Here is a 19,504-nt window from a genome sequence, read left to right as displayed (position 1 = left end):
GAACTAAGGGCCTCGCTTGCCGCCATTGCCGAACCAAGGCTCGGGGTCGATGGGCTGTCCATCGCGCCTCACCTCGATATAAAGCTTCCGGTCTAGGATCTCACCATCCTTACCGGTCGCTTCAAGTAAAAATTCCTCGTTCTCGGGCAGAAGGCCGCCCAGATCGCCCAGTGCCTCGCCGGCGAGAACCGTCTCGCCGGGCGCCCTCGTGATCCGTCCGAGGCCCGCCAGCACGATCAGCCAGCCGGGCCGCGGTTCGAGGATCGCAACCTGCCCATAGTCGGTGAGCGGCCCGGCATAGCGCAGCGTCGCGTTCACGGGCGCGCGGACCTCGGCCCAGGGCGGGGCGCTCAGGGTCAGGCCGGCGCCGCGCCGCCCCCAGGGGTCGGGGTCGCGGAATCCCGCGGTCATCCGACCCGCGACGGGCAACGGCAGAGGGGTGGGCGGTTCGCCAAAACCGGCGGCGGCGCCACGTGCGGAGGTTGTCGTCCCTGCCGTCGTCGCCGTCGCGCCCCGGCCGGCGAGAGCATCGGCGAGGCCGGCGAGGTCGCGCGCCCGGGCCGACGCCGCCGCGGCCTGTGCCGCCAGCGCGCGGTCGGCGGGCGCGCGGCCGTGATGCTCGCGCACAGCCCGGTAGGCCTCGGCCCGGAGGTGCTGGAGTTCGGCCAGCAGGGTCTCCGCCTCGGCCCGCGCCGCCTCCTCGCGCAGGCGAAGCTCGGCGAGCCGGTCGAGCCGCAGCGCGAGATCGATGCGCCGGCGGTCGAGTTCCGGCGCGATCGCGGCCATCAGGCTCGCCGCGCGGATCGCCTCGATGGGGCCGCCGGGATAGGCGAGCAGCGCCGAGCGCGGCGCGCGCGAGAGGCTGTCGAGGGCCGAGACGAGCCGTGCCGCGCTCTCGCGGTCGCCGGCCATTGCAGCGGCGAGCGACGCCTCCTCGGCCGCGAGCGCGCGCAGCAGGAGCCGGTAGGCCCCAAGGGCAGTTTCCGCCGCCGCGGCGGCGCGGCCGAGCGCCTCGAGCTTCTCGGGCGGGGTCGAGGCGCGCTCGAGCGCGCGCCCCGCGCGGGTGAGGTCTGCCCTTGCGTCCTCGATGACTGAAGCAGGGTCGGATGCAGCGGCGGGGAAGGGCGCGCCGAGCGCGAGCGTCAGGGCGAGCGCGAGTGCCGATGCCGCGCCCGCCCGGCTCACGCGCCGGGCTCCGTCAGCAGCGAGCGGCCGGTCATCTCCGGCGGCTGCGGCAGGCCCATGAGCCCGAGCAGCGTCGGCGCCAGATCGGCAAGCCGCCCGCCGGTCGCGAGGCCATGCCCGGCAGCGCGCTCGGGCTCGACCAGGATCAGAGGGACCGGGTTGGTCGTGTGCGCGGTGTGCGGCCCGCCGGTTTCGGGATCGACCATCACCTCGCAATTGCCATGGTCGGCGGTGACCAGCATCGCCCCGCCGGTCTCGCGCAGCGCGGCGAGCGCGGCGCCTAGCCCCCGGTCGACCGCCTCGCAGGCCCGGATCGCGGCCTCGAGGCTGCCGGTGTGGCCCACCATGTCGGGGTTCGCGTAATTCACGACGATGAGGTCATAGCGCGCCCGTATGGCCTCGCACAGCTGTCCGGTCACCTCGGCCGCCGCCATCTCGGGGGCAAGGTCGTAGGTCCGGACGCGCGGCGAGGGGGCCATGAAGCGGTCCTCGCCCGCTGCGGGCACCTCGATGCCGCCATTCAGGAAGAAGGTGACATGCGGATACTTCTCGGTCTCGGCCAGCCGGAACTGCCGCAGGCCATGCGCCGCCACCCACTCGCCCAGTGTGTTCGCGATCCGCTCGGACGGGAAAAGGGTGTCCATCAGCCCGTTCAGCCGGTCCGAATACTCGACCATCCCCAGCGCCGCGGCAAAGCGCGGCTGCGGCGCGCGGGCAAAGCCGTCGAAGGCGGGGTCGAGCAGCGCCATCAGGATCTCGCGCGCCCGGTCGGCGCGGAAGTTGACGCAGACGAGGCCGTCGCCATCCGCCGCGATGCCGGGATAGGCGCCGATCGCGGTGGGCTCGACGAACTCGTCGGTCTCGCCGCGTGTGTAGGCGGCCTCGATCGCCTCGCGCGCGCTGGCGGCACGGTGGCCCTCGGCCCGGACGATGACGCGCCACGCGGCCTCGACGCGCTCCCAGCGCCTGTCGCGGTCCATCGCGTGAAAGCGTCCGGTCACGGTGGCGATCTCGGCGGCGTCGCCCAGTTCCTCCTCGAAGGCGGCGAGCTGCGGCAGCGCGGATTTCGGCGGCACGTCGCGGCCATCGAGGAACAGGTGGAGCCGCACCCGCAGGCCACGCCGGGCAAGCTGGCGCGCCGTGCGGGCGAAATGGTGCTGGTGGGAATGCACGCCGCCGGGACTCATCAGCCCGATCACATGTGCGGTGCCGCCCGTGGCCTGCAGGGTGTCGGCGAAGCGGTCGAAGGCGGGATTGAGGGCAAAGCTGCCATCCTCGATCGCCTTGTCGATCCGGGGCAGGTCCATCCAGACGACGCGGCCAGCGCCGATGTTGGTGTGGCCCACCTCGGAATTGCCCATCTGGCCGGCGGGCAGCCCCACATCCTCGCCCGAGGCCGAGAGGGTGGTGTGCGGGCAGTCTTGCCAGATGCGGTCGAAGTTCGGCGTATCGGCGAGAACCGGCGCATTGGCGTCGCGCCGCTCGCCGAGGCCCCAGCCGTCGAGGATGCATAGGACCACGGGTCGTGTCGCCATGTGCCGCCCTTCCTGCTCGGGTTCCGTTTCCAGCGGTCTAGTCGTTCGGCCCCTCGGGGGCAAGGCGCGCATCCGCCTGCAGCGGATGGCGTCCCCGGGCCCAGGCCAGCGCCTCGTCGAGCCGATCGTCGCCCCAGAAGAGCTCGCGTCCGACGGTGAAGCTCGGCGCGCCGAAGATGCCCACGGCCGCAGCCTCCCCGGTCGCGGCGCGCAGGGCGTCCTTGACGGCGGGCGCCTCGGCGCGGGCCAGCCATTCCGGCCCGGCAGCCGCCTCGCGCAGCGCGGCTTCCAGCGTCGCATCCTCGGCGATGTTCGCGCCGCGCGCGAACTGAGCGGTCATCACCGCGCGGGCAAAGGCCGGAAGCCACGGCTGGTCGATCGCTGCGGTCATCACTCGCGCCGCGCGCAGGCTGTTGGCCGGGAAGGCGTCGGGCCGACGCACCGGGTGGCCCAGACCCGCCGCGCGGCGCTCGAGGTCGCGCCACATATGTGCGCCCTTGGCGGGGTCGAGGTTGAAGGGCGAGGTCTCCCAGCCCTTCGCCCGGAAGATCGGGCCGAGGAGGAAGGGCTGCCAGCGGACCCGCACCCCCGCGTCGCGCGCGGCCGCGTCGATCCGCAGCACGCTGAGCCAGGAATAGGTCGAGGCTGGATCGAACCAGAAGCGCAGCTCGTTCATGCATCACTCGCGGTGATAGGGGCCGGAGCCGAGGATCGACACCGCGCGGTAGAGCTGTTCCGCCAGCATCGCCCGCGCCAGCATATGCGGCCAGACCATCGGCCCGAAACTGATGAGCCGGTCGGCGCGGCGGCGCAGGGCCTCGTCATGCCCGTCCGCGCCGCCGATCAAGAAGCTGCAGCCGGCAGTTCCCGCATCGCGCAGGCGGGCGAGCAGGGCGGCGAGATCGGGGCTCGACATCGTGCTCCCGCGCTCGTCGAGCGCAATCACATGCGCCCCGGTCGGCGCGGCTTCGATCAGGCGCGCCGATTGCGCCGCGCGCTCGCGCGCCTTGCGCTCGTCGATCTCGATGACGTCGAAGGGACCCAGCGCCAGCCCGCGGCCCGCCTGGGTGGCGCGCGCCAGATAATCGCGCACAAGCTCCGCCTCCGGGCCCGCGCGCATCCGCCCGACCGCGGCGATGGTCATGCGCATCGGCGTGGCATCAGATGCGGCGCGCCGTCCTGTCGGGCTCGGTCTGCCACATCTTCTCGAGCTGGTAGAAGCTGCGCACCTCGGGCCGGAAGACATGGACGATCACGTCGCCCGCGTCGATCAGCACCCAGTCGGCGGCCTCCTTGCCCTCGACCCGCGCAACGATGCCGGCCTCGGCCTTGAGACGCTCGATCAGCTTCTCGGCCAGCGCGGCGACGTGGCGCGACGAGCGGCCCGAGCACACGACCATGTGGTCGGCGATCGACGACTTGCCGCTGAGGTCGATCGTGACGATCTCCTCGGCGCTGTCCTGGTCGAGCGATGTGACGATGAGGGAGAGGAGAGCGTCGCTCCCGGTTGCGTCCGCAATGCCGCCGATGGCGGGGGCGGAAGGACGAGTGCCAGCGGCACTCATGGAGATTTCAGCAGTCAGAACTACCCTCCGTCGGAGAGGCGCCGGGGCCGGGATGGCCACCGTTTCACGACCCTGCAACTGCCCTGAACATAGCGGTTCCGCCGCGACGCAACAAGGGCGCAGCCCGAATCGCCGTGGCGCGGCCAGAACGGGGGGCGGTCTCGTGACCGTTGCAGCCCTGCATCGCCGCGTCGCAGTCGCGCGCCACGCGCTCCTTGACCTGTGCCGGCTGCCGCCCCACCTGCGTTGTGCAGTGCAAAACGAGGGGCGCCGAGACCCCTGCGCCGGGAGGAAGATGGACGTGACGCGAACCGCGACGGAGGTCTTCCATGTGTTCCACCGCCATCGGTCCGAAGGGCTGGCACGCCTCGCTTGTGCCTCCCGCCCCGACGACGCAGATTCTTCCCCCACCGCGGGCTGACATCCGCACGCTGGGCCCCGACGATCTCGCCGCGCTCGAGGCGCATTTCCTTCGGCTCGCCGGGCATGACCGCCGGATGCGCTTCTGCGGCGACCTGAACGATGCCGCGATCCGGCGCCATTGCGCCATGATCGACTGGGCGCGGACCCGGATCCTGGGCTGCGAGGTCGACGGCACCCTGCGCGGCGCGGTCGAGCTGATGGTGCATCCCGATCCCCATACCGGCGAGGCCGACCTCGCGATGAGCATCGAGCGCGCGTTCCAGGGCCGCGGCCTCGGCGTGATGCTGATGCGCAAGGCGCTGGTGCTGGCGCGCAACCGGTGCGTCGGCTCGGTCCACATGGCGTGCATGGTCGGAAACCGCCGGATGCAGAAGCTCGCGGCGAAGTTCGGCGCGACCCTGAGCCTTGGCGAGGGCGAGGTCGCGGGCCGGATCCGCGCGCCCTGGCCGACCACCCTGACGCTGGTCGAGGAGGCGGCCCTGAATGGGCGCGCCTGCCTGCGCCGGCTGTTCCGGCTCGGGTCCGGGTGGAACGGAGCCGCCGTGCCCGCCGGGGGCCGCTGACCCCCGGCCCCGGCGCGGCCGTCCGCCGCGTGGCGCGGCGATGGCCGGCCCGAGGGTCTCGATCCGCTGGCCAGCGGGCGCCGATCGGGGCATATCTCGACGGCGAAGGCTGGAGCGGAGAGGGGTCGCCATGAAGATCGCAGTGCTGGACGACTATCAGGGCGTCGCGCTGGAAAGCGCCGACTGGTCGGTGCTCGAGGCCAGCGGGGCTGGGATCACGGTCTTTCGCGACACTCTCACGGACCATCGGGCGCTGGTCGAGCGGCTCGCGCCCTTCGAGGTGCTTGCGGTGATGCGCGAGCGCACACCCCTGCCGGGCAGCCTGATCCGCTCGCTGCCCAACCTGCGGCTGATCGTGACCACCGGGGCGCGGAACCTCTCGATCGACCTCGCCGCGGCGGCCGAACGGGGCATCACCGTCTGCGGCACCGAGAGCCGCGGCACAACCACGGCCGAGATGGCGATGCTGCTGATCCTCGCGCTGTCCCGCGGGCTGGTCCGCGAGGCGAACGCGATGGCGGCGGGGGGCTGGCAGGCGGGGCTTGGCCGCGATCTGGCGGGGCTTCGGCTGGGGCTGGTCGGGCTCGGCCGCCTGGGCGCGCAGGTGGCGGCCCTCGCGCGGCCCTTCGGGATGGATATCGCGGCCTGGTCGCAGAACCTGACCGAGGCACGCTGCGCCGAACTGGGCGTCGAGCGGGCGCCGAGCCTGCGGGCGCTGCTGGAAGCGTCGGACGTCGTCTCGATCCACCTCGTGCTGTCCGAACGCTCGCGCGGGCTGATCGGGGCGACCGAGCTTGGCTGGATGAAGCCGGACGCGTTCCTCGTGAACACCTCGCGCGGGCCGATCGCGGACGCGCACGCAGTCCTCGACGCAATGCGGGCCGGGCGGCTGGGCGGGGCGGCGATCGATGTCTACGACACCGAGCCCGTGCCGCGGGACGACCCGATCCGCGACCCCCAGCTGATCGCAGAAGGCCGCCTGCTGCTTACGCCCCATGTCGGCTATGTCAGCCGCCAGACCTGGGAGATCTTCTACCGCCAGACGGTCGAGGCGATCGCGGCATGGATGTCGGGCGCGCCGATCCGGGTGCTCAAGGTCTGATGGCGCGCTAGCGCCACCATGCCTCGACGAGGGCGGCCACGATCTTCTGCATCGCCTCGGCGCGGAAGGCGCGGCGCATCTCCGCGACCTCGCGGCCGGGCAGGTACCAGTTGAGGCTGGTCTGCGAATCCACCTCGAAGCTCAGGCTCTCGACGAAATCCGGGCGCGCGAAGGCGGGCCGGTCGGGCCAGGCGCGGTCGCGGTAATCGAGCCGGACCTGCCTCAGGCTCTGGCGGTTGCGGAAGGTCATGGTCGAGCCGCGCGCGGCCAGCATCGCCTCGACGGGCGTCGTCAGCCATTGCAGCGCCCGGCCCACCGCGCCCGCCTGTGCGGTCAGCGGCAGGGTGAAGGGGAAGGCGCGCAGCTGGATCACGATGACACCCGAGGTGTTGTCCAGCACCCAGTCGCGGATCTCGGGGCGTGCCAGATAGGTCGCCGCGAGGTCGACGCCGTAATTGTCGTAGTAGCCGGCATCCACCACCCGACGGTAGGGCCGCGTCGGCAGGGCGGCGGCGGGGGCGATGTAGGGGAAGGCCGCGTTGAGCCGCACCGCCGTCTTGACCCGGAACGTCGCCTGCGCGGCCGGGAACCAGTCGAAGAACTGCACGGTCTCGCCATATGCGTCGCGGCGCACGAGGTCCATGTCGAGGTTCGAGATCAGGAGCGGCTGCCCCGTCTCGGCCAGCATGGGCGAGAGGATCAGCGACGGCCGCCAGCCATCCGCCTCGCCCTGGCGGAGGTCCGCGAAGGAACAGTCGAGCGTCGCCCATTGGTCTTCGAGCACCGTGCCCCGGTCGATGCGCGACACGCCCGGGCGCAGAAGGCCCGGCAGGTCGCGCTGTACCAGCCGCTGCGCCACGGCCGACAGACTGTCGCGCGGGATTGGAAAGCGCGTGGGATGGGGATAGCGCCCGGCGAAGGGGCCCGATGCGTCCTGCACCGCAAGGATGTCGGACTCGATCCGGGCGCAGACCGAGCCCTGCGCACCGCTGCCGGGGCCGGCCATCGCTGCGAAATAGGCCCCGCCCACCATGCCGCCCGAGGCCCCGGTGATCAGCCGCACGTTTGCGGCGAAGCCCGGCTGCGCGCCGGTCCGTTCGAGCGTGCTCAGCGCGTCGAGCACGATGCCGGTCCAGAACGAGGCCCGGTAGGCCCCGCCCGAGGTCGTGATCAGCACCAGCTTGGGCCTCGGGCGCCGGCTTTGGTCCTCGGCGTCCTGCGCCGACGCGGACCCGAAAGCTCGCGCACGCGCGAGGGCCTCGCCCACGACCCCCGCGTCGAGGCCTGCCTCGGTCAGCGCCGTCCCGTCGATCCGCTCAGGCGGCTGGAGCGGCGGGGGCGCCGTGCGTGCGCGCCATGCGGCGAGGGCGGCGAGCGGGGCCACGCGTCCGGGTTTCGCCGCGAAGGCTTCGTCGGGGTCAGTCTGCGTCTCGGGTGCCCGCGCGCGCTGGTCGGCCCGAAAGCGGGCGATGTCCGTCGCCTCGGCCGAATCGGGATAGAGCGCGCGCAGGTCGAGCTGGCGGCCCGGCAGGTAATGGCTCTGGCCGCCGGGATCGACGATGCCGGGGACCTCGAACTTCAGCCGCGCCTCGCCATGGCGCAGCCGGTCGATGACGCCATTCGCGAGCACCAGCCAGCCCCCTAGCGCCAGCAGCGCCCCGAACTGCCACGAGTCGGGCAGCATCGAGACCGCCGCATACCCCAGCAGCAGAAGCGTGCCCAGCGCCGAGAGCGCGATCGCCGGCAGAAGCTTGGGATAGCCCAGCAGTGCCGCGCAGATCAGGACCCCGGGAATGCCCAGCGCCACGGTGTCCCCGTCCGCCCAAGGGCCGAGCAGTGCGCCGGCCAGCGGCTCGATGCGGATCGCGAGCCACAGCATCCCCCAGGCCGCGACGACCCCGAGCCCCGCGCCCAGCAGGCTGCGCCAGCCCTCGCCCGGCTGGCGCGGGCCGGTGACCGCGCGGTTGACCGGCACCGCGCCGCAGACCAGCCCCAGCAGGGCCGAGAGCGCTACCGCCGTGCCGATCTCGGGCGCCGCGGCCGCCAGAGTTCGGTCCGGCACGCCGTCGATCCCCAGCGTGAAGGCGAAGCCCCAGACATGCACAAGCGACGCCGCGAGCGCCGCCTGCCCGAAGATGGCGGGGCTGTTGCGATGGATGCCCCAGCCATGCCCGGCGCCGTAGCGGGCTGCAAGCTCGGGGTCCTCGTGGGAGATGTTGTGCAGGCCGAAGCCCCGCCCGATCACCCCCGCCATGCCCATTACGACGACGAGCCCGGGCAGGAACAGGAACCAGTGGGTCGCTATCGCCCTGAGGGCGGGGACGCCAAGCCATTCAAGGGCGGCGAGGATGCCGGCCGCGACAGCGGCAAGCGTGGCGAGCGGGCTGATCGGCACCATGAGCGGACCCCGGCGGGCAGGTTGTCACTGCGCCCGAGAGTGTCCGCGCTGCGCCGAGATGGCGGCAATGCCCCCGGCAGCGCGCGCAGCCAGCGCCCCCTGCGCGACACCGAAACGCGCGGCCGCCGCCGCCGTTCCCGAATGCGCCCGGCGCCGGGGGGCGGTGCGACGGGTGGTGGAACCGATCCGCGCTCCCGCGAAGGCGGCCAACTGCGGCGGAGCGGGCGGGTCGGGGCGCGGCAGGCCGGCAAGGACCGGGCGGCGATGCGCTGCGCGCGCATCGCCGGCCGCGCCTCAGTGGTTGCCGCGCACGAGCTGCTCGTAGCTCAGCGCGATGTCGCGCGTCAGCGCGCCTACCTCGAAGCGGTAGGGGCCGATCTCGCCCACCGGGGTGACCTCGGCGGCGGTGCCGGTGAGCCAGCACTGCTCGAAGCCCTCGAGTTCCTCGGGCATGATGTGGCGCTCGATCACCTCGATGCCCTTGTCCTTCATCATTCCGATGACGGTCTGGCGGGTGATGCCGTTGAGGAAGCAGTCGGGCATCGGCGTGTGCACCTTGCCGTCCTTGACGAAGAAGACATTCGCGCCGGTCGCCTCGGCAACATACCCGCGATAGTCCATCATCAGCGCGTCCGAGCAGCCCTTCGCCTCGGCCGCGTGCTTCGACATGGTGCAGATCATGTAGAGCCCTGCGGCCTTGGCATGGCTCGGGATCGTCTCGGGCGAGGGGCGCTTCCACTTCGATATGTCGAGCTTCGCGCCCTTCATCTTCGCGTCGCCATAATAGGCGCCCCACTCCCAGGTGACGACCGCCATCCGCACCGGGTTGCGCGCAGCCGACACCCCCATGTCGAGGCCCGAGCCGCGCCAGGCCAGGACGCGGACATAGGCGTCGCTGAGCCCGTTCGCGCGCATCGTGTCGGCCTTGGCCTTCTCGATCTGCTCGACCGTCCAGGGGATCGGCATGTCGACCGCCGTGCCGCTGTCGAGCAACCGCTGCGAGTGAGCCTCGGACTTGAAGATGCGCCCGCCATAGGCGCGCTCGCCCTCGAATACCGCCGAGGCGTAATGCATCGCATGGGTGAGCACGTGCACCTTGGCCGAGCGCCACTCGATCAGGTTGCCATCCATCCAGATGAACCCGTCGCGGTCGTCATAGGCACTCGCAGTCGCCATAGTGGGATTCTCCTAGGGATCTCCACCCGTGGGGTTGCCACGGGAACGATTCTTTCGCATGAAGACGTCAATCGAGCAGAATATGCTCGCGCATCTTGCGGCGTGCGTAACATCGCGCTATCAATCAGTCAATAAGGCTGACGTAAATCGTGAGGCAAGTGGTGATGAGCCGGGATAGGGGGATTCCGGGTCTGCGCGGCGTGCCCGGCAGTGCCGGCCAGACACCGAGTCGTCCGGAGCAGCTTCTCTTCCTGACCGACGAGCAGTTGCGGCAGGGCATCGAGCTGCTGTTCTTCGCGTATCGCGACTTCACGTCGGACCCGGACGCCGTGCTGGCCGAACGGGGCTACGGCAGGGCGCATCACCGCGCGATCCACTTCATCAAGCGCCGCCCCGGCATCACCGTGGCGGGGCTGCTCGACATTCTCGGTGTCACCAAGCAGTCGCTGAACCGGGTTCTGCGGCAGCTGGTCGAAGACGGCCTGGTCAGCCAGACCACCGGCGAGGCCGACCGCCGCCAGCGGCACCTGAACCTGACGGCGGCGGGCGACGAGCTCGAACGCTCGCTGTCGGCGCCGCAGCGCGAGCGGCTGCGCCGGGCGTTCTCCGAGGCGGGGCCCGACGCCGTGGCGGGCTTCCGCAAGGTGCTCGAGCGGATGATCGACGAGCACGGCCGCGACGCCGTGCTCTCGCTGGTGGGGAGGGAGGGGAGATGATCGAGATCCCCGAGCAGCCCCCGCACATCCTGGTGATCGACGACGATCAGCGCATCCGCGACCTGCTCAAGCGCTTCCTGATGCGCAACGGCTATCTCGTGACCTCGGCGCGCGACGCGGCGCATGCCGAGCGGATCCTCGTGAACCTCGCCTTCGATCTTTTGGTGATCGACGTCATGATGCCGGGCGAGGACGGCGTGAGCTTCCTGCGCCGGATGCGCGAGCGCATCAATGCGCCCGTGCTGATGCTGACCGCGCGCGCCGAGACGGGCGAGCGGATCGAGGGGCTCGAGGCGGGCGCGGACGACTATCTCGCCAAGCCCTTCGAGCCGCGCGAGCTGCTGCTCAGGATCGCCGCGATCCTGCGCCGCGCCGTGCCGCAGCCCGAGGCCGAGGCTCCGCCGCGCGTCCTCGCGCTGGGGCCGCTGCGCTATGACATCCTGCGCGGCGAGCTGACCAGCGGCGAGCAACTGGTGCGGCTGACGACGACCGAGCAGGCGCTGATGCGCGTCTTCGCCCGCCAGCCGAACGAGCCCGTGACGCGCGCGCGCCTCGCGGCCGAACTGGGCGGACAGAACAACGACGTGCAGGAACGCGCGGTCGACGTGCAGATTACCCGCCTGCGCCGCAAGATCGAGGCGGACCCCAAGGCCCCGCGCTACCTGCAGACCGTGCGGGGCGCGGGCTACATGCTGACGCCCGACTGACCTTCCGGTCGGCGGCCGCACCAGCGCGCTGCCGGTCTCCATCGGTCGATTGGTTAATCTTTGATTACCGAATGGCTGCGAGACTGCGCCGCATGCATCGCGACACCACGCCCGACGACGATCCGCAGATGGCCCCGACGGCCCGGCAAGGCGAAGCCGCGGGCACGGGCGCGCTTGCGAGCCCTCCCGCGCCCGGGGCGGCCGCAGGCGGCACGCGTCCGGGGCCGGCGGCTCCGCACCGCGACCTCGCGCTCTTCGAGATGGCCGAGCGGCTGGGGATGATCGGGCATTGGCACTGGCGTGTCGGGGCCGAGCGGATCGACTGGTCGGCGGGGGCCTGGCGCATCCACGATTTGACCCCGCGCGCCGATGGACCCACGGTCGGCGAAGCCCTCGACGGCTACGACCCGGCCGACCGTGCCGAGCTTCGCAAGGCGTTCCAGCGGGCCCTGCATGCCGGCGCACCCTACGATCTCGAGGTGCGGCTGCGCCTGCCGGACGGCCGGCTGCGCGCGGTCAACGCCATCGGGCGCGCCGAGCGCGGCGGCGATGGCCGGATCAGCGGCCTGTTCGGGGTCCTGCGCGACGTGACCGAGGAGCTGCGCGCGCTCGCCCGTGCGACCCGGGCCGAGACGCGGCTCCGCAATGCCGTCGAGGCCCTGCCGGACGGCTTCGCGCTGTTCGACGCGGCCGACCGCCTCGTCCTCTCCAACAGGCGCTATCGCGAGATCTATGCCGAGAGCGCCGAAGCCATCCGCCCCGGCGCGAGCTTCGAGGAGATCCTGCGCCACGGCCTCGCGCGCGGCCAGTATCCCCAGGCCGTCGGGCGCGAGGAGGACTGGCTGGCGGAGCGGCTCCACCGCCACGAGGGCGTCTGCACGGTGGTCGAGCAGGAGCTTCCCGGCGACCGCTGGTACAGGGTCGTCGAATCGCCGACCGCCGAGGGCGGGCGCGTGGGATTCCGGGTGGACATCACGGCCCTGAAGCGCCAGCAGCGCGAGCTCGAGGCCGCGCGCCTGCGTGCCGAGGCGGCGAACGCGGCAAAGAGCGCCTTCCTCGCCTCCATGAGCCACGAGATTCGCACGCCGATGAACGGCGTGATCGGCATGGCGGCGGCCCTCGAGGCGCTGGTGCCGGAGCCCCGCGCGCGCAAGATGCTGGCCGCGATCGCCGAATCGGGCGACATGCTGACGAGCATCCTCGACGACGTTCTCGACGTCTCGAAGATCGAAGCCGGGCGCATGACGCTGGAGCACACGCGCCTCGCGCTCGACGAGATCGCACGGCGCATCGAACCGGTCCATGCCATCAAGGCGTCTGAGAAGGGCATCTCGCTCGATGTCCGTGTCGATCCCGCCCTGCCGCGGATGCGGATTGGCGACCCGGTCAGATTGCAGCAGATCCTGCACAACCTCGTCGGCAACGCGATCAAGTTCACGCCGTCGGGCGAGGTTGCGGTCCACGTGAGCGGCGCGCCAGACGATGCCGGGAAAGTGATTTTCGAGGTGCGCGACACCGGGATCGGCATGAGTCCCGAGCAGGCCGCGCGGGTGTTCGAGCGATTCACCCAGGCCGACGCCTCGACGACGCGCGAATTCGGCGGCACCGGCCTCGGGCTCGCGATCGTGCGGGGGCTCGCGGACGCGATGGGGGGCGAGGTCTCGCTCGGCTCGCGGCCCGGCAAGGGGACCGAGGTGCGCGTGATCCTGCCGTTGCCCGTGGCGCCGCCGGATCCGGGCGCGGACCTGCCCGCCGCCGCGTCGCCCCGCCCGAGGGCTGGCCTCCGCATCCTCGCGGCGGACGACAATCGGGTGAACAGGATGGTCCTCATGGCGTGCCTCGCGCCCCTCGATGCCGAGGTCACGATGGTCGAGAGCGGGGTCGAGGCGCTCGCGGCCTACGAGGCGGGGGCGTTCGACGCGGCGCTGCTCGACATCTCGATGCCGGGGATGGACGGCATCGAGCTGGTCGCGGGCCTTCGGTGGATCGAGGCCCTCCAGCACCGCCCGAAGGTTCCCGCCATCGCGGTGACCGCCAACGCCATGCCGCACCAGGCCGAACGCTACATCGCGGCCGGCTTCGCGGCGCATCTGCCCAAGCCGATCCGGCGCGAGGCGCTCGAGGCCTGCCTCGCCGCGCTGCCGGGGCTCGGGCGGGCTTGATAAACCGATCGGGAACCGATGGAATGCGCGCTATGCGAAAGATCCTCAAAGACGTGGCCATTGCATTCGTGCTGCTCGGCATCCCGCTGGCGGGCTGCGCGCCCGGCACGCGCGGCGACTACCCTCCGGCGGCCGAGCGGCACGCCATGCCGGTCGCCGAGGCACAGGCGGGCCTGAACCGTCTGGGCTTCCGTCCCGGCCCGGTCGATGGCCTCTTCGGGCCGAGGACGCGGGCCGCGGTCCTCGACTACCAGCGCCTGCGCGGCCTGCCGGTCACCGGAGAGATCGACGACGCCTTCGCGCGGCGCATCCAGGCCGATCTCGCGGCGCTGCCGCGGCGGCCGGCCGGGCAGGGCGATACCCGCGTGGCCCGCGCGCCCGTCCCGGGCGAGATCATGTCGCCGGATCCCGCCGCCCCCGGCGCGGCCGGGCCGACCACCGGCGCGCCAGAGACGCTCGCCCCCTCGGTCAGCCTGCCGACGGGGCCAGCGCCCGATACGATCTACCGCCAGACCGACCATGACCCGTCCCTCGTCGCCGCCACCGAGACCCGCGCGGAGCAGCTCCGCGACGTGCGCTATGCCGAGATCGACCTCGACGGCGACGGCGATCTCGACGTGATTTGGAACAACTCGTCCGAGCTCTATTGCGGCACGGCCGGATGCTCGTTCGACATCTATTTCCGCGAGGGGACGGGCTGGCGGCCGGTCGCGCGGCTGCTCGCCTTCGAGGTCGATGCCGCCGCCGGGCGCACGCGCGGGGTGCGCGACATCCTCGTCACGGGGCGTCGGGGCAGTGCCGTCTGGCAGTGGAACGGGCGGCATTATGCGCCGGCGTCCTGAGCGGCCGCACGGCGCATTTGCGCGCCCGGCGCGGGGCGTCTAGTGTCGCGCCATGAGCGTCCTGATCCTGACACATCCGTCGAGCCACCAGCACGTCACGCCCCCGGGCCATCCCGAGCGCGTGGCCCGCATCGAGACAGTCGACCGCGTGCTGCACCGCGCCGAGTTCGACCACCTGCTCCGGCGCGAGGCCTCGGCCGCGGGGGACGACGCGCTCAAGCGAGCCCACACGGACGCCTATGTCGAGCGCATCAAGCGCGCCGCTCCGGCGTCCGGCTCGGTCAGCCTCGACCCAGACACCCACATGTCGCCCGGCAGCCTCGCGGCCGCCCGCCATGCCGCGGGATCGAACATCGACGCGGTCGAGGCGGTCGTGAAGGGCGAGGTGAAGGCGGCCTTCTGCGCCGTGCGCCCATGCGGCCACCATGCCGAGCGCGAGCGCGCCATGGGGTTCTGCCTGTTCAACAACGTGGCCGTGGGCGCCCGCCATGCAACCGACGTGCTGGGCCTGAAGAAGGTCGCCATCGTCGATTTCGACGTCCACCACGGCAACGGCACGCAGGACATCTTCTGGGAGGACGCGCGCGTTTTCTTCGCGTCCTCGCACCAGATGCCGCTCTACCCGGGCACGGGCGCGGCGCATGAGCGCGGGGTCGGCAACATCGTGAACGCGCCGCTGAGGCCGATGTCGGGCGGGCGCGACATGCGCCTGGCGTACGAGGGCACCATCCTGCCCGCCCTGCGCGACTTCGGCCCCGAGCTCGTGATGATCTCGGCCGGGTTCGACGCGCATGTGAACGACCCGCTCGCCAATCTCAACTGGCTCGATTCGGATTTCGCATGGGTCACGCGCGAGCTTTGCAGGGTCGCGGCCGAGTGCTGCGGCGGGCGCGTGGTCTCGACGCTCGAGGGGGGGTATGATCTCGACGGCCTCGCCGAGAGCCTGGCCGCGCATCTGCACGAGCTGATCGCGCATGCGGAGGGCTGAACGATGAGCGCACCGAAGATCGCGGAGCTGAGCTTCGAGGACGCCCTGAAGGAGCTCGAGGCGGTGGTCCAGAGCCTCGAGGGCGGGCAGGTGCCGCTCGAGCAGTCGATCGCGCTCTACGAGCGCGGCGAAGCCCTGCGCGCGCATTGCGAGGGCAAGCTGCGCGACGCCGAATTGAAGGTCGAGAAGATCGTTGCATCTTCGTCGGGTGGCGCTGCGGCGACCGCGCCCTTCGACGCGGAATGATCGGGACGGCATTGTCAGCCGCTGCGGTTTCCGACTAGAGAGCCGGTGACGCGCAGCGCGGCCGCCACATGGGAGACGACTGTTGAACGACCGCCCCCAGACGCCCCTTCTCGACCAGGTGAGATCGCCGGCCGACCTCAAGCGCCTGTCCGACGCCGAGTTGCACAGGCTCGCGGACGAACTCAGGGCCGAGACGATCTCGGCCGTCTCGGTGACCGGCGGCCATCTCGGCGCGGGGCTTGGGGTGGTCGAGCTCACCGTGGCGATCCACGCGGTGTTCGACACGCCGCGCGACAAGCTGATCTGGGATGTCGGCCATCAGTGCTACCCGCACAAGATCCTGACCGGGCGGCGCGACCGCATCCGCACCCTGCGGATGGGCGGCGGCCTGTCGGGCTTCACCAAGCGGGCCGAGAGCCCCTACGACCCCTTCGGCGCGGCGCATTCCTCGACCTCGATCTCGGCGGGGCTGGGCTTCGCGGTGGGCCGCGACCTCGGCGCCACGGACGTGGGCGACGTGATCGCGGTGATCGGCGACGGCTCGATCACGGCGGGCATGGCCTACGAGGCGATGAACAACGCCGGCCACGTGAAGTCGAAGCTGATCGTGATCCTCAACGACAACGAGATGTCGATCGCGCCGCCCGTGGGCGCCATGTCGGCCTATCTCTCGCGGCTCCTCAGCGGCAAGGGCTACCACGACTTCCGCGAGGCGGCGAAACGCGCGCTCGACCTCCTGCCCGCCCCCTTCCGCGAGGGTGCGCGGCGGATGGAGGAATTCGCCAAGGGCATGACCGTGGGCGGCACGCTGTTCGAGGAACTCGGCTTCACCTATATCGGCCCGATCGACGGGCACGACCTCGACCAGGTGCTGCCGGTGCTGAGGAACGTCCGCGACTACGCCGACGGGCCCGTGCTGATCCACGCCATCACCAAGAAGGGCAAGGGCTACGCGCCCGCCGAGAACGCGCCCGACAAGGGGCACGCGCGAGCCAAGTTCGACGTCATCACCGGCGAGCAGAAGAAGTCGCCCTCGAACGCGCCCAGCTACACCAAGGTCTTCGCGCAGAGCCTGATCAAGGAGGCCGAGGCGGATGACCGGGTCATCGCCATCACCGCGGCGATGCCGGACGGCACGGGGGTGGACCTGTTCCAGAAGCGCTTCCCGGCGCGAACCTTCGATGTCGGCATTGCCGAGCAGCACGCGGTGACCTTCGCCGCGGGTCTGGCGGCGTCGGGGATGAAGCCCTTCTGCGCGATCTATTCGACCTTCCTGCAGCGCGGCTACGACCAGGTGGTGCACGACGTCGCGATCCAGGGCCTGCCGGTGCGCTTCCCGATCGACCGCGCGGGGCTGGTGGGGGCAGATGGCGCGACCCATGCGGGCTCGTTCGACGTGGCCTATCTGGGCTGCCTGCCGAACTTCGTCATCATGGCCGCGGCCGACGAGGCCGAACTCGTCCACATGGTCGCGACCGCGCGCGCTCATGACGCGGGGCCCATCGCCTTCCGCTTCCCGCGCGGCGAGGGGGTGGGCGTCGAAATGCCCGAGCGGGGCGTGCCGCTGCCGATCGGCAAGGGCCGCATCGTCAAGGAAGGCGGCAAGATCGCGATCCTCAGCCTCGGGACCCGCCTGCAGGAGGCGATGCGCGCGGCCGAGGAACTCGACGCCCGCGGCCTGCCGACCACGGTCGCGGATGCGCGCTTCGCCAAGCCCCTGGACCGCGACCTGATCCTGAACCTCGCCCGCAACCACGAGGCGCTGATCACCATCGAGGAGGGGTCGGTCGGCGGCTTCGGCTCCCACGTCCTGCACCTTTTGGCGCATGAGGGGATGCTGGAGCACGGGCTGAAGGTTCGCCCGATGGTGCTGCCGGACGTGTTCCTCGACCAGGACAGCCCGGCCCGGATGTACGAGCTCGCGGGCCTCTGCGCCCCCGACATCGTGCGCACGGCGCTGGCGGCGCTGGGCCAGGCGGAGGCGGCGGCGCGGGCGTAAATCCGTTTCAAGTATCGAGGCGGTAATGCTGTGATGGCTATTCCAGATTACCAGAAATTCATGCTGCCGTTGATGCGCTCCATCGCGTCGGGGCATCGGTCGGTTCGGGACTGCATCCCCGACTTGATTTCGTATTTTGGGTTGACTGAGGAGGAGGCCGCGGAACTTCTCCCGTCCGGCAAGAAGACGGTGGTCGCAGACCGCGCCCATTGGGCGCGCACGTATCTCTCAAAAGCGGGATTGCTGCACTCGCCGCGTCGAAACCATCATGAGTTGACGAAGGTGGGACAAGAACTGCTGGCGACGAATCCTGAATGGATCGATAATTCTATTCTTGCCTCATTTGAGGGGTTCGACGAATGGCGCCGCCGAGCCGCGAGTGGCGACGACGGTGTTGGGGCGTCTGGAACTGCTCTCGACGTGGGAATCTCGCTCGCTACCCCGGAGGACCGAATTTCGCAGGCGGTCGCCGAGATAGAGGCGGATTTGGCCGACGAACTCGTGACCCGACTGCTTGGCGGGTCGCCGCGATTCTTCGAGTCGGCCGTCGTTGATCTCCTTGTTGCGATGGGATACGGCAATGGGCGCGAGGGCGCCGGCCACCGTCTCGGAAGGGCCGGGGACGGGGGGATCGATGGGATCATCAACGAGGACGCCCTTGGCCTCGATGCGGTGTATGTTCAGGCAAAGCGCTACTCGTTGGATGTCAAAGTTGGGCGACCCGCAATCCAGCAATTTGTCGGTTCTCTGACTGGAGAGGGTGCAACAAAGGGCGTCTTCGTAACGACTTCAAGTTTCTCTGGCGATGCAAAAGCATATGTGGATCGAGTGGCGCAGCGCATCGTGCTGCCGGACGGGCAAGCTCTTGCGAGGTTGATGATCAAGCACTCCGTTGGCGTTCGCCCTGTTCGTCAAATCGTCCTCTCCGAAATTGACGAGAACTTTTTCACCGAGGAATGACCCGCCTCGACCAGCACCTCGTCGCACGCGGCCTCGCATCGAGCCGGGCAAGGGCGCAGGCGATGATCGCCGAGGGGCTGGTGCTGGTGAACGGCGTGCTTGCAACGAAGCCCGCGCAGCAGGTGGCGGAGGGGGCGCAAGTGGAACTGGCCGGCGCGTCGAACCCGTGGGTTTCGCGCGCGGCGCTCAAGCTGCTCCACGCGCTCGATGCGTTCGGGCTGGCGCCGGCGGGCGACGCGCTCGATGTTGGCGCCTCGGCGGGGGGCTTCACGGAAGTGCTGCTCGCGCGCGGTGCGCGGCGGGTATTCGCGCTCGATGTGGGGCATGGGCAGTTGCACCCGCGGCTCGCGGCCGACCCGCGTGTGGTGAACCTCGAGGGTGTGAACGCCCGCACGATTCCCGACGGCCTGGTGCCGCCGGTGGACTGGATCGTGACGGACGTCTCGTTCATCTCGCTCGAGAAGGCGTTGCCGGGGGTAATGCGGCTGGCGAAGCCCGGCGCGGCGCTGGTGGCACTCATCAAGCCGCAGTTCGAGGCCGGGCCCGGCGCCGTGGGGAAGGGCGGCATCGTCAAGGACCCCGCCATCCACGCCGCCGTGCGCGCCCGCATTCGTGACTGGCTGGGCGCGCAAGGCTGGGAGGTGACCTGCGAGGTTGAGAGCCCTATAACCGGCGCCGACGGCAACCGGGAATTCCTGATCGCGGCGCGCAAGCCCGGCTGACGGGCGGCGCGGGCCGGTGCGCGGTGGCGGCGGCGCGTGCTGCGGTCGTGCATAGGCTGTACCGCATCCGGGGTTGCGCGGCTAAGGGTTGCGTCGCGTTCCGGCGGGCAGTGCGCTGCCCAGGGGATTGCACGGCACTCGGGTGGCGCTGCGCGCCACCCTCGCGGCCGCGCGACGGCCCCGCCCCCGCCCGCCGCCGCCTCCCGGCGGCGGCG

The 19,504-nt window shown here is 71.1% G+C and carries 18 protein-coding genes; 11 read left to right on the top strand and 7 right to left on the bottom strand.

Annotated elements, in window-relative coordinates; all coding sequences use genetic code 11:
- Positions 1 to 3: 3 nt before the first annotated feature.
- From M1105_RS20825 to rsfS, 5 genes are read right to left on the bottom strand one after another with little or no spacing between them, the layout of a single operon-like run.
- Positions 4 to 1,185, bottom strand: a complete 1,182-nt coding sequence (locus M1105_RS20825; RefSeq protein WP_249579900.1) for a murein hydrolase activator EnvC family protein — start codon at positions 1,183 to 1,185, stop codon at positions 4 to 6.
- Positions 1,182 to 2,720 (bottom strand): 2,3-bisphosphoglycerate-independent phosphoglycerate mutase, encoded by a 1,539-nt coding sequence (gpmI, locus tag M1105_RS08410; RefSeq protein WP_249579899.1) that lies wholly within the window; start codon positions 2,718 to 2,720, stop codon positions 1,182 to 1,184. The genes M1105_RS20825 and gpmI overlap by 4 nt, the downstream gene beginning before the upstream one ends.
- A gap of 37 nt (positions 2,721 to 2,757) precedes the next feature.
- Complete coding sequence (locus M1105_RS08405) at positions 2,758 to 3,396, bottom strand: 2-hydroxychromene-2-carboxylate isomerase (protein WP_249579898.1); 639 nt, start codon at positions 3,394 to 3,396, stop codon at positions 2,758 to 2,760.
- Positions 3,397 to 3,399: 3 nt separating this feature from the next.
- Complete coding sequence (gene rlmH / locus M1105_RS08400) at positions 3,400 to 3,870, bottom strand: 23S rRNA (pseudouridine(1915)-N(3))-methyltransferase RlmH (RefSeq protein WP_249579897.1); 471 nt, start codon at positions 3,868 to 3,870, stop codon at positions 3,400 to 3,402.
- A 10-nt stretch (positions 3,871 to 3,880) separates the two neighbouring features.
- Positions 3,881 to 4,285, bottom strand: a complete 405-nt coding sequence (gene rsfS, locus M1105_RS08395; protein ID WP_249579896.1) for a ribosome silencing factor — start codon at positions 4,283 to 4,285, stop codon at positions 3,881 to 3,883.
- Between the two features lie 329 nt (positions 4,286 to 4,614).
- Between rsfS and M1105_RS08390 the strand changes: the two genes are divergently transcribed.
- Together M1105_RS08390 and M1105_RS08385 are read left to right on the top strand one after the other, a co-directional pair.
- A complete protein-coding gene (locus tag M1105_RS08390; protein WP_249579895.1) occupies positions 4,615 to 5,271 on the top strand; it encodes a GNAT family N-acetyltransferase in 657 nt (218 codons plus the stop codon).
- 130 nt (positions 5,272 to 5,401) lie between these two features.
- Complete coding sequence (locus M1105_RS08385) at positions 5,402 to 6,373, top strand: D-2-hydroxyacid dehydrogenase family protein (RefSeq protein WP_249579894.1); 972 nt, start codon at positions 5,402 to 5,404, stop codon at positions 6,371 to 6,373.
- Positions 6,374 to 6,380: 7 nt separating this feature from the next.
- On the opposite strand, the gene M1105_RS08380 is transcribed toward M1105_RS08385, so the two are convergent.
- Together M1105_RS08380 and M1105_RS08375 are read right to left on the bottom strand one after the other, a co-directional pair.
- Positions 6,381 to 8,771, bottom strand: coding sequence for a hypothetical protein (locus M1105_RS08380; protein ID WP_249579893.1), 2,391 nt, complete (start codon positions 8,769 to 8,771; stop codon positions 6,381 to 6,383).
- Positions 8,772 to 9,065: 294 nt separating this feature from the next.
- Positions 9,066 to 9,947, bottom strand: coding sequence for a branched-chain amino acid aminotransferase (locus M1105_RS08375; RefSeq protein WP_249579892.1), 882 nt, complete (start codon positions 9,945 to 9,947; stop codon positions 9,066 to 9,068).
- 164 nt (positions 9,948 to 10,111) lie between these two features.
- Between M1105_RS08375 and M1105_RS08370 the strand changes: the two genes are divergently transcribed.
- The 9 genes from M1105_RS08370 to M1105_RS08330 all read left to right on the top strand — a co-directional run bounded on the left by M1105_RS08370 (position 10,112) and on the right by M1105_RS08330 (position 19,289).
- Positions 10,112 to 10,663 carry a MarR family winged helix-turn-helix transcriptional regulator gene (locus M1105_RS08370; RefSeq protein ID WP_249579891.1) on the top strand — a complete coding sequence of 184 codons (552 nt, stop codon included), beginning with the start codon at positions 10,112 to 10,114 and terminating at the stop codon, positions 10,661 to 10,663.
- A 5-nt stretch (positions 10,664 to 10,668) separates the two neighbouring features.
- Complete coding sequence (locus M1105_RS08365; protein WP_406600611.1) at positions 10,669 to 11,370, top strand: response regulator; 702 nt, start codon at positions 10,669 to 10,671, stop codon at positions 11,368 to 11,370.
- Between the two features lie 92 nt (positions 11,371 to 11,462).
- Complete coding sequence (locus M1105_RS08360) at positions 11,463 to 13,532, top strand: hybrid sensor histidine kinase/response regulator (RefSeq protein WP_249579889.1); 2,070 nt, start codon at positions 11,463 to 11,465, stop codon at positions 13,530 to 13,532.
- Between the two features lie 23 nt (positions 13,533 to 13,555).
- Positions 13,556 to 14,374, top strand: a complete 819-nt coding sequence (locus M1105_RS08355; RefSeq protein ID WP_249579888.1) for a peptidoglycan-binding domain-containing protein — start codon at positions 13,556 to 13,558, stop codon at positions 14,372 to 14,374.
- A 52-nt stretch (positions 14,375 to 14,426) separates the two neighbouring features.
- On the top strand, positions 14,427 to 15,362 hold the full coding sequence (locus M1105_RS08350) for a histone deacetylase family protein (RefSeq protein WP_249579887.1): 936 nt from the start codon (positions 14,427 to 14,429) through the stop codon (positions 15,360 to 15,362).
- 3 nt (positions 15,363 to 15,365) lie between these two features.
- Complete coding sequence (locus M1105_RS08345) at positions 15,366 to 15,608, top strand: exodeoxyribonuclease VII small subunit (protein ID WP_249579886.1); 243 nt, start codon at positions 15,366 to 15,368, stop codon at positions 15,606 to 15,608.
- Positions 15,609 to 15,690: 82 nt separating this feature from the next.
- The gene (dxs, locus tag M1105_RS08340) at positions 15,691 to 17,607 is read left to right on the top strand and encodes a 1-deoxy-D-xylulose-5-phosphate synthase (RefSeq protein ID WP_249579885.1); all 1,917 of its coding nucleotides are present in this window, start codon (positions 15,691 to 15,693) and stop codon (positions 17,605 to 17,607) included.
- A 33-nt stretch (positions 17,608 to 17,640) separates the two neighbouring features.
- The gene (locus tag M1105_RS08335) at positions 17,641 to 18,567 is read left to right on the top strand and encodes a restriction endonuclease (RefSeq protein ID WP_249579884.1); all 927 of its coding nucleotides are present in this window, start codon (positions 17,641 to 17,643) and stop codon (positions 18,565 to 18,567) included.
- Positions 18,564 to 19,289: a TlyA family RNA methyltransferase gene (locus M1105_RS08330; protein WP_249579883.1), complete on the top strand. Its 726-nt coding sequence runs from the start codon at positions 18,564 to 18,566 to the stop codon at positions 19,287 to 19,289. The genes M1105_RS08335 and M1105_RS08330 overlap by 4 nt, the downstream gene beginning before the upstream one ends.
- Positions 19,290 to 19,504 lie beyond the last annotated feature (215 nt).

Origin of the sequence: Thermohalobaculum sediminis, from assembly GCF_023487995.1 — a bacterium.
GTDB classification, from domain to species: domain Bacteria; phylum Pseudomonadota; class Alphaproteobacteria; order Rhodobacterales; family Rhodobacteraceae; genus Thermohalobaculum; species Thermohalobaculum sediminis.
This window is presented reverse-complemented; position numbering and strand designations above follow the sequence as displayed.

Coding starts and splice junctions, on each gene's coding strand:
- gpmI (WP_249579899.1), bottom strand. CDS start 2,720: ATGGCGACACGACCCGTGGTCCTATGCATCCTCGACGGCTGGGGCCTC.
- M1105_RS08405 (WP_249579898.1), bottom strand. CDS start 3,396: ATGAACGAGCTGCGCTTCTGGTTCGATCCAGCCTCGACCTATTCCTGG.
- rlmH (WP_249579897.1), bottom strand. CDS start 3,870: ATGCGCATGACCATCGCCGCGGTCGGGCGGATGCGCGCGGGCCCGGAG.
- rsfS (WP_249579896.1), bottom strand. CDS start 4,285: ATGAGTGCCGCTGGCACTCGTCCTTCCGCCCCCGCCATCGGCGGCATT.
- M1105_RS08390 (WP_249579895.1), top strand. CDS start 4,615: ATGTGTTCCACCGCCATCGGTCCGAAGGGCTGGCACGCCTCGCTTGTG.
- M1105_RS08385 (WP_249579894.1), top strand. CDS start 5,402: ATGAAGATCGCAGTGCTGGACGACTATCAGGGCGTCGCGCTGGAAAGC.
- M1105_RS08380 (WP_249579893.1), bottom strand. CDS start 8,771: ATGGTGCCGATCAGCCCGCTCGCCACGCTTGCCGCTGTCGCGGCCGGC.
- M1105_RS08375 (WP_249579892.1), bottom strand. CDS start 9,947: ATGGCGACTGCGAGTGCCTATGACGACCGCGACGGGTTCATCTGGATG.
- M1105_RS08370 (WP_249579891.1), top strand. CDS start 10,112: ATGAGCCGGGATAGGGGGATTCCGGGTCTGCGCGGCGTGCCCGGCAGT.
- M1105_RS08360 (WP_249579889.1), top strand. CDS start 11,463: ATGCATCGCGACACCACGCCCGACGACGATCCGCAGATGGCCCCGACG.
- M1105_RS08355 (WP_249579888.1), top strand. CDS start 13,556: ATGCGCGCTATGCGAAAGATCCTCAAAGACGTGGCCATTGCATTCGTG.
- M1105_RS08350 (WP_249579887.1), top strand. CDS start 14,427: ATGAGCGTCCTGATCCTGACACATCCGTCGAGCCACCAGCACGTCACG.
- M1105_RS08345 (WP_249579886.1), top strand. CDS start 15,366: ATGAGCGCACCGAAGATCGCGGAGCTGAGCTTCGAGGACGCCCTGAAG.
- M1105_RS08335 (WP_249579884.1), top strand. CDS start 17,641: ATGGCTATTCCAGATTACCAGAAATTCATGCTGCCGTTGATGCGCTCC.
- M1105_RS08330 (WP_249579883.1), top strand. CDS start 18,564: ATGACCCGCCTCGACCAGCACCTCGTCGCACGCGGCCTCGCATCGAGC.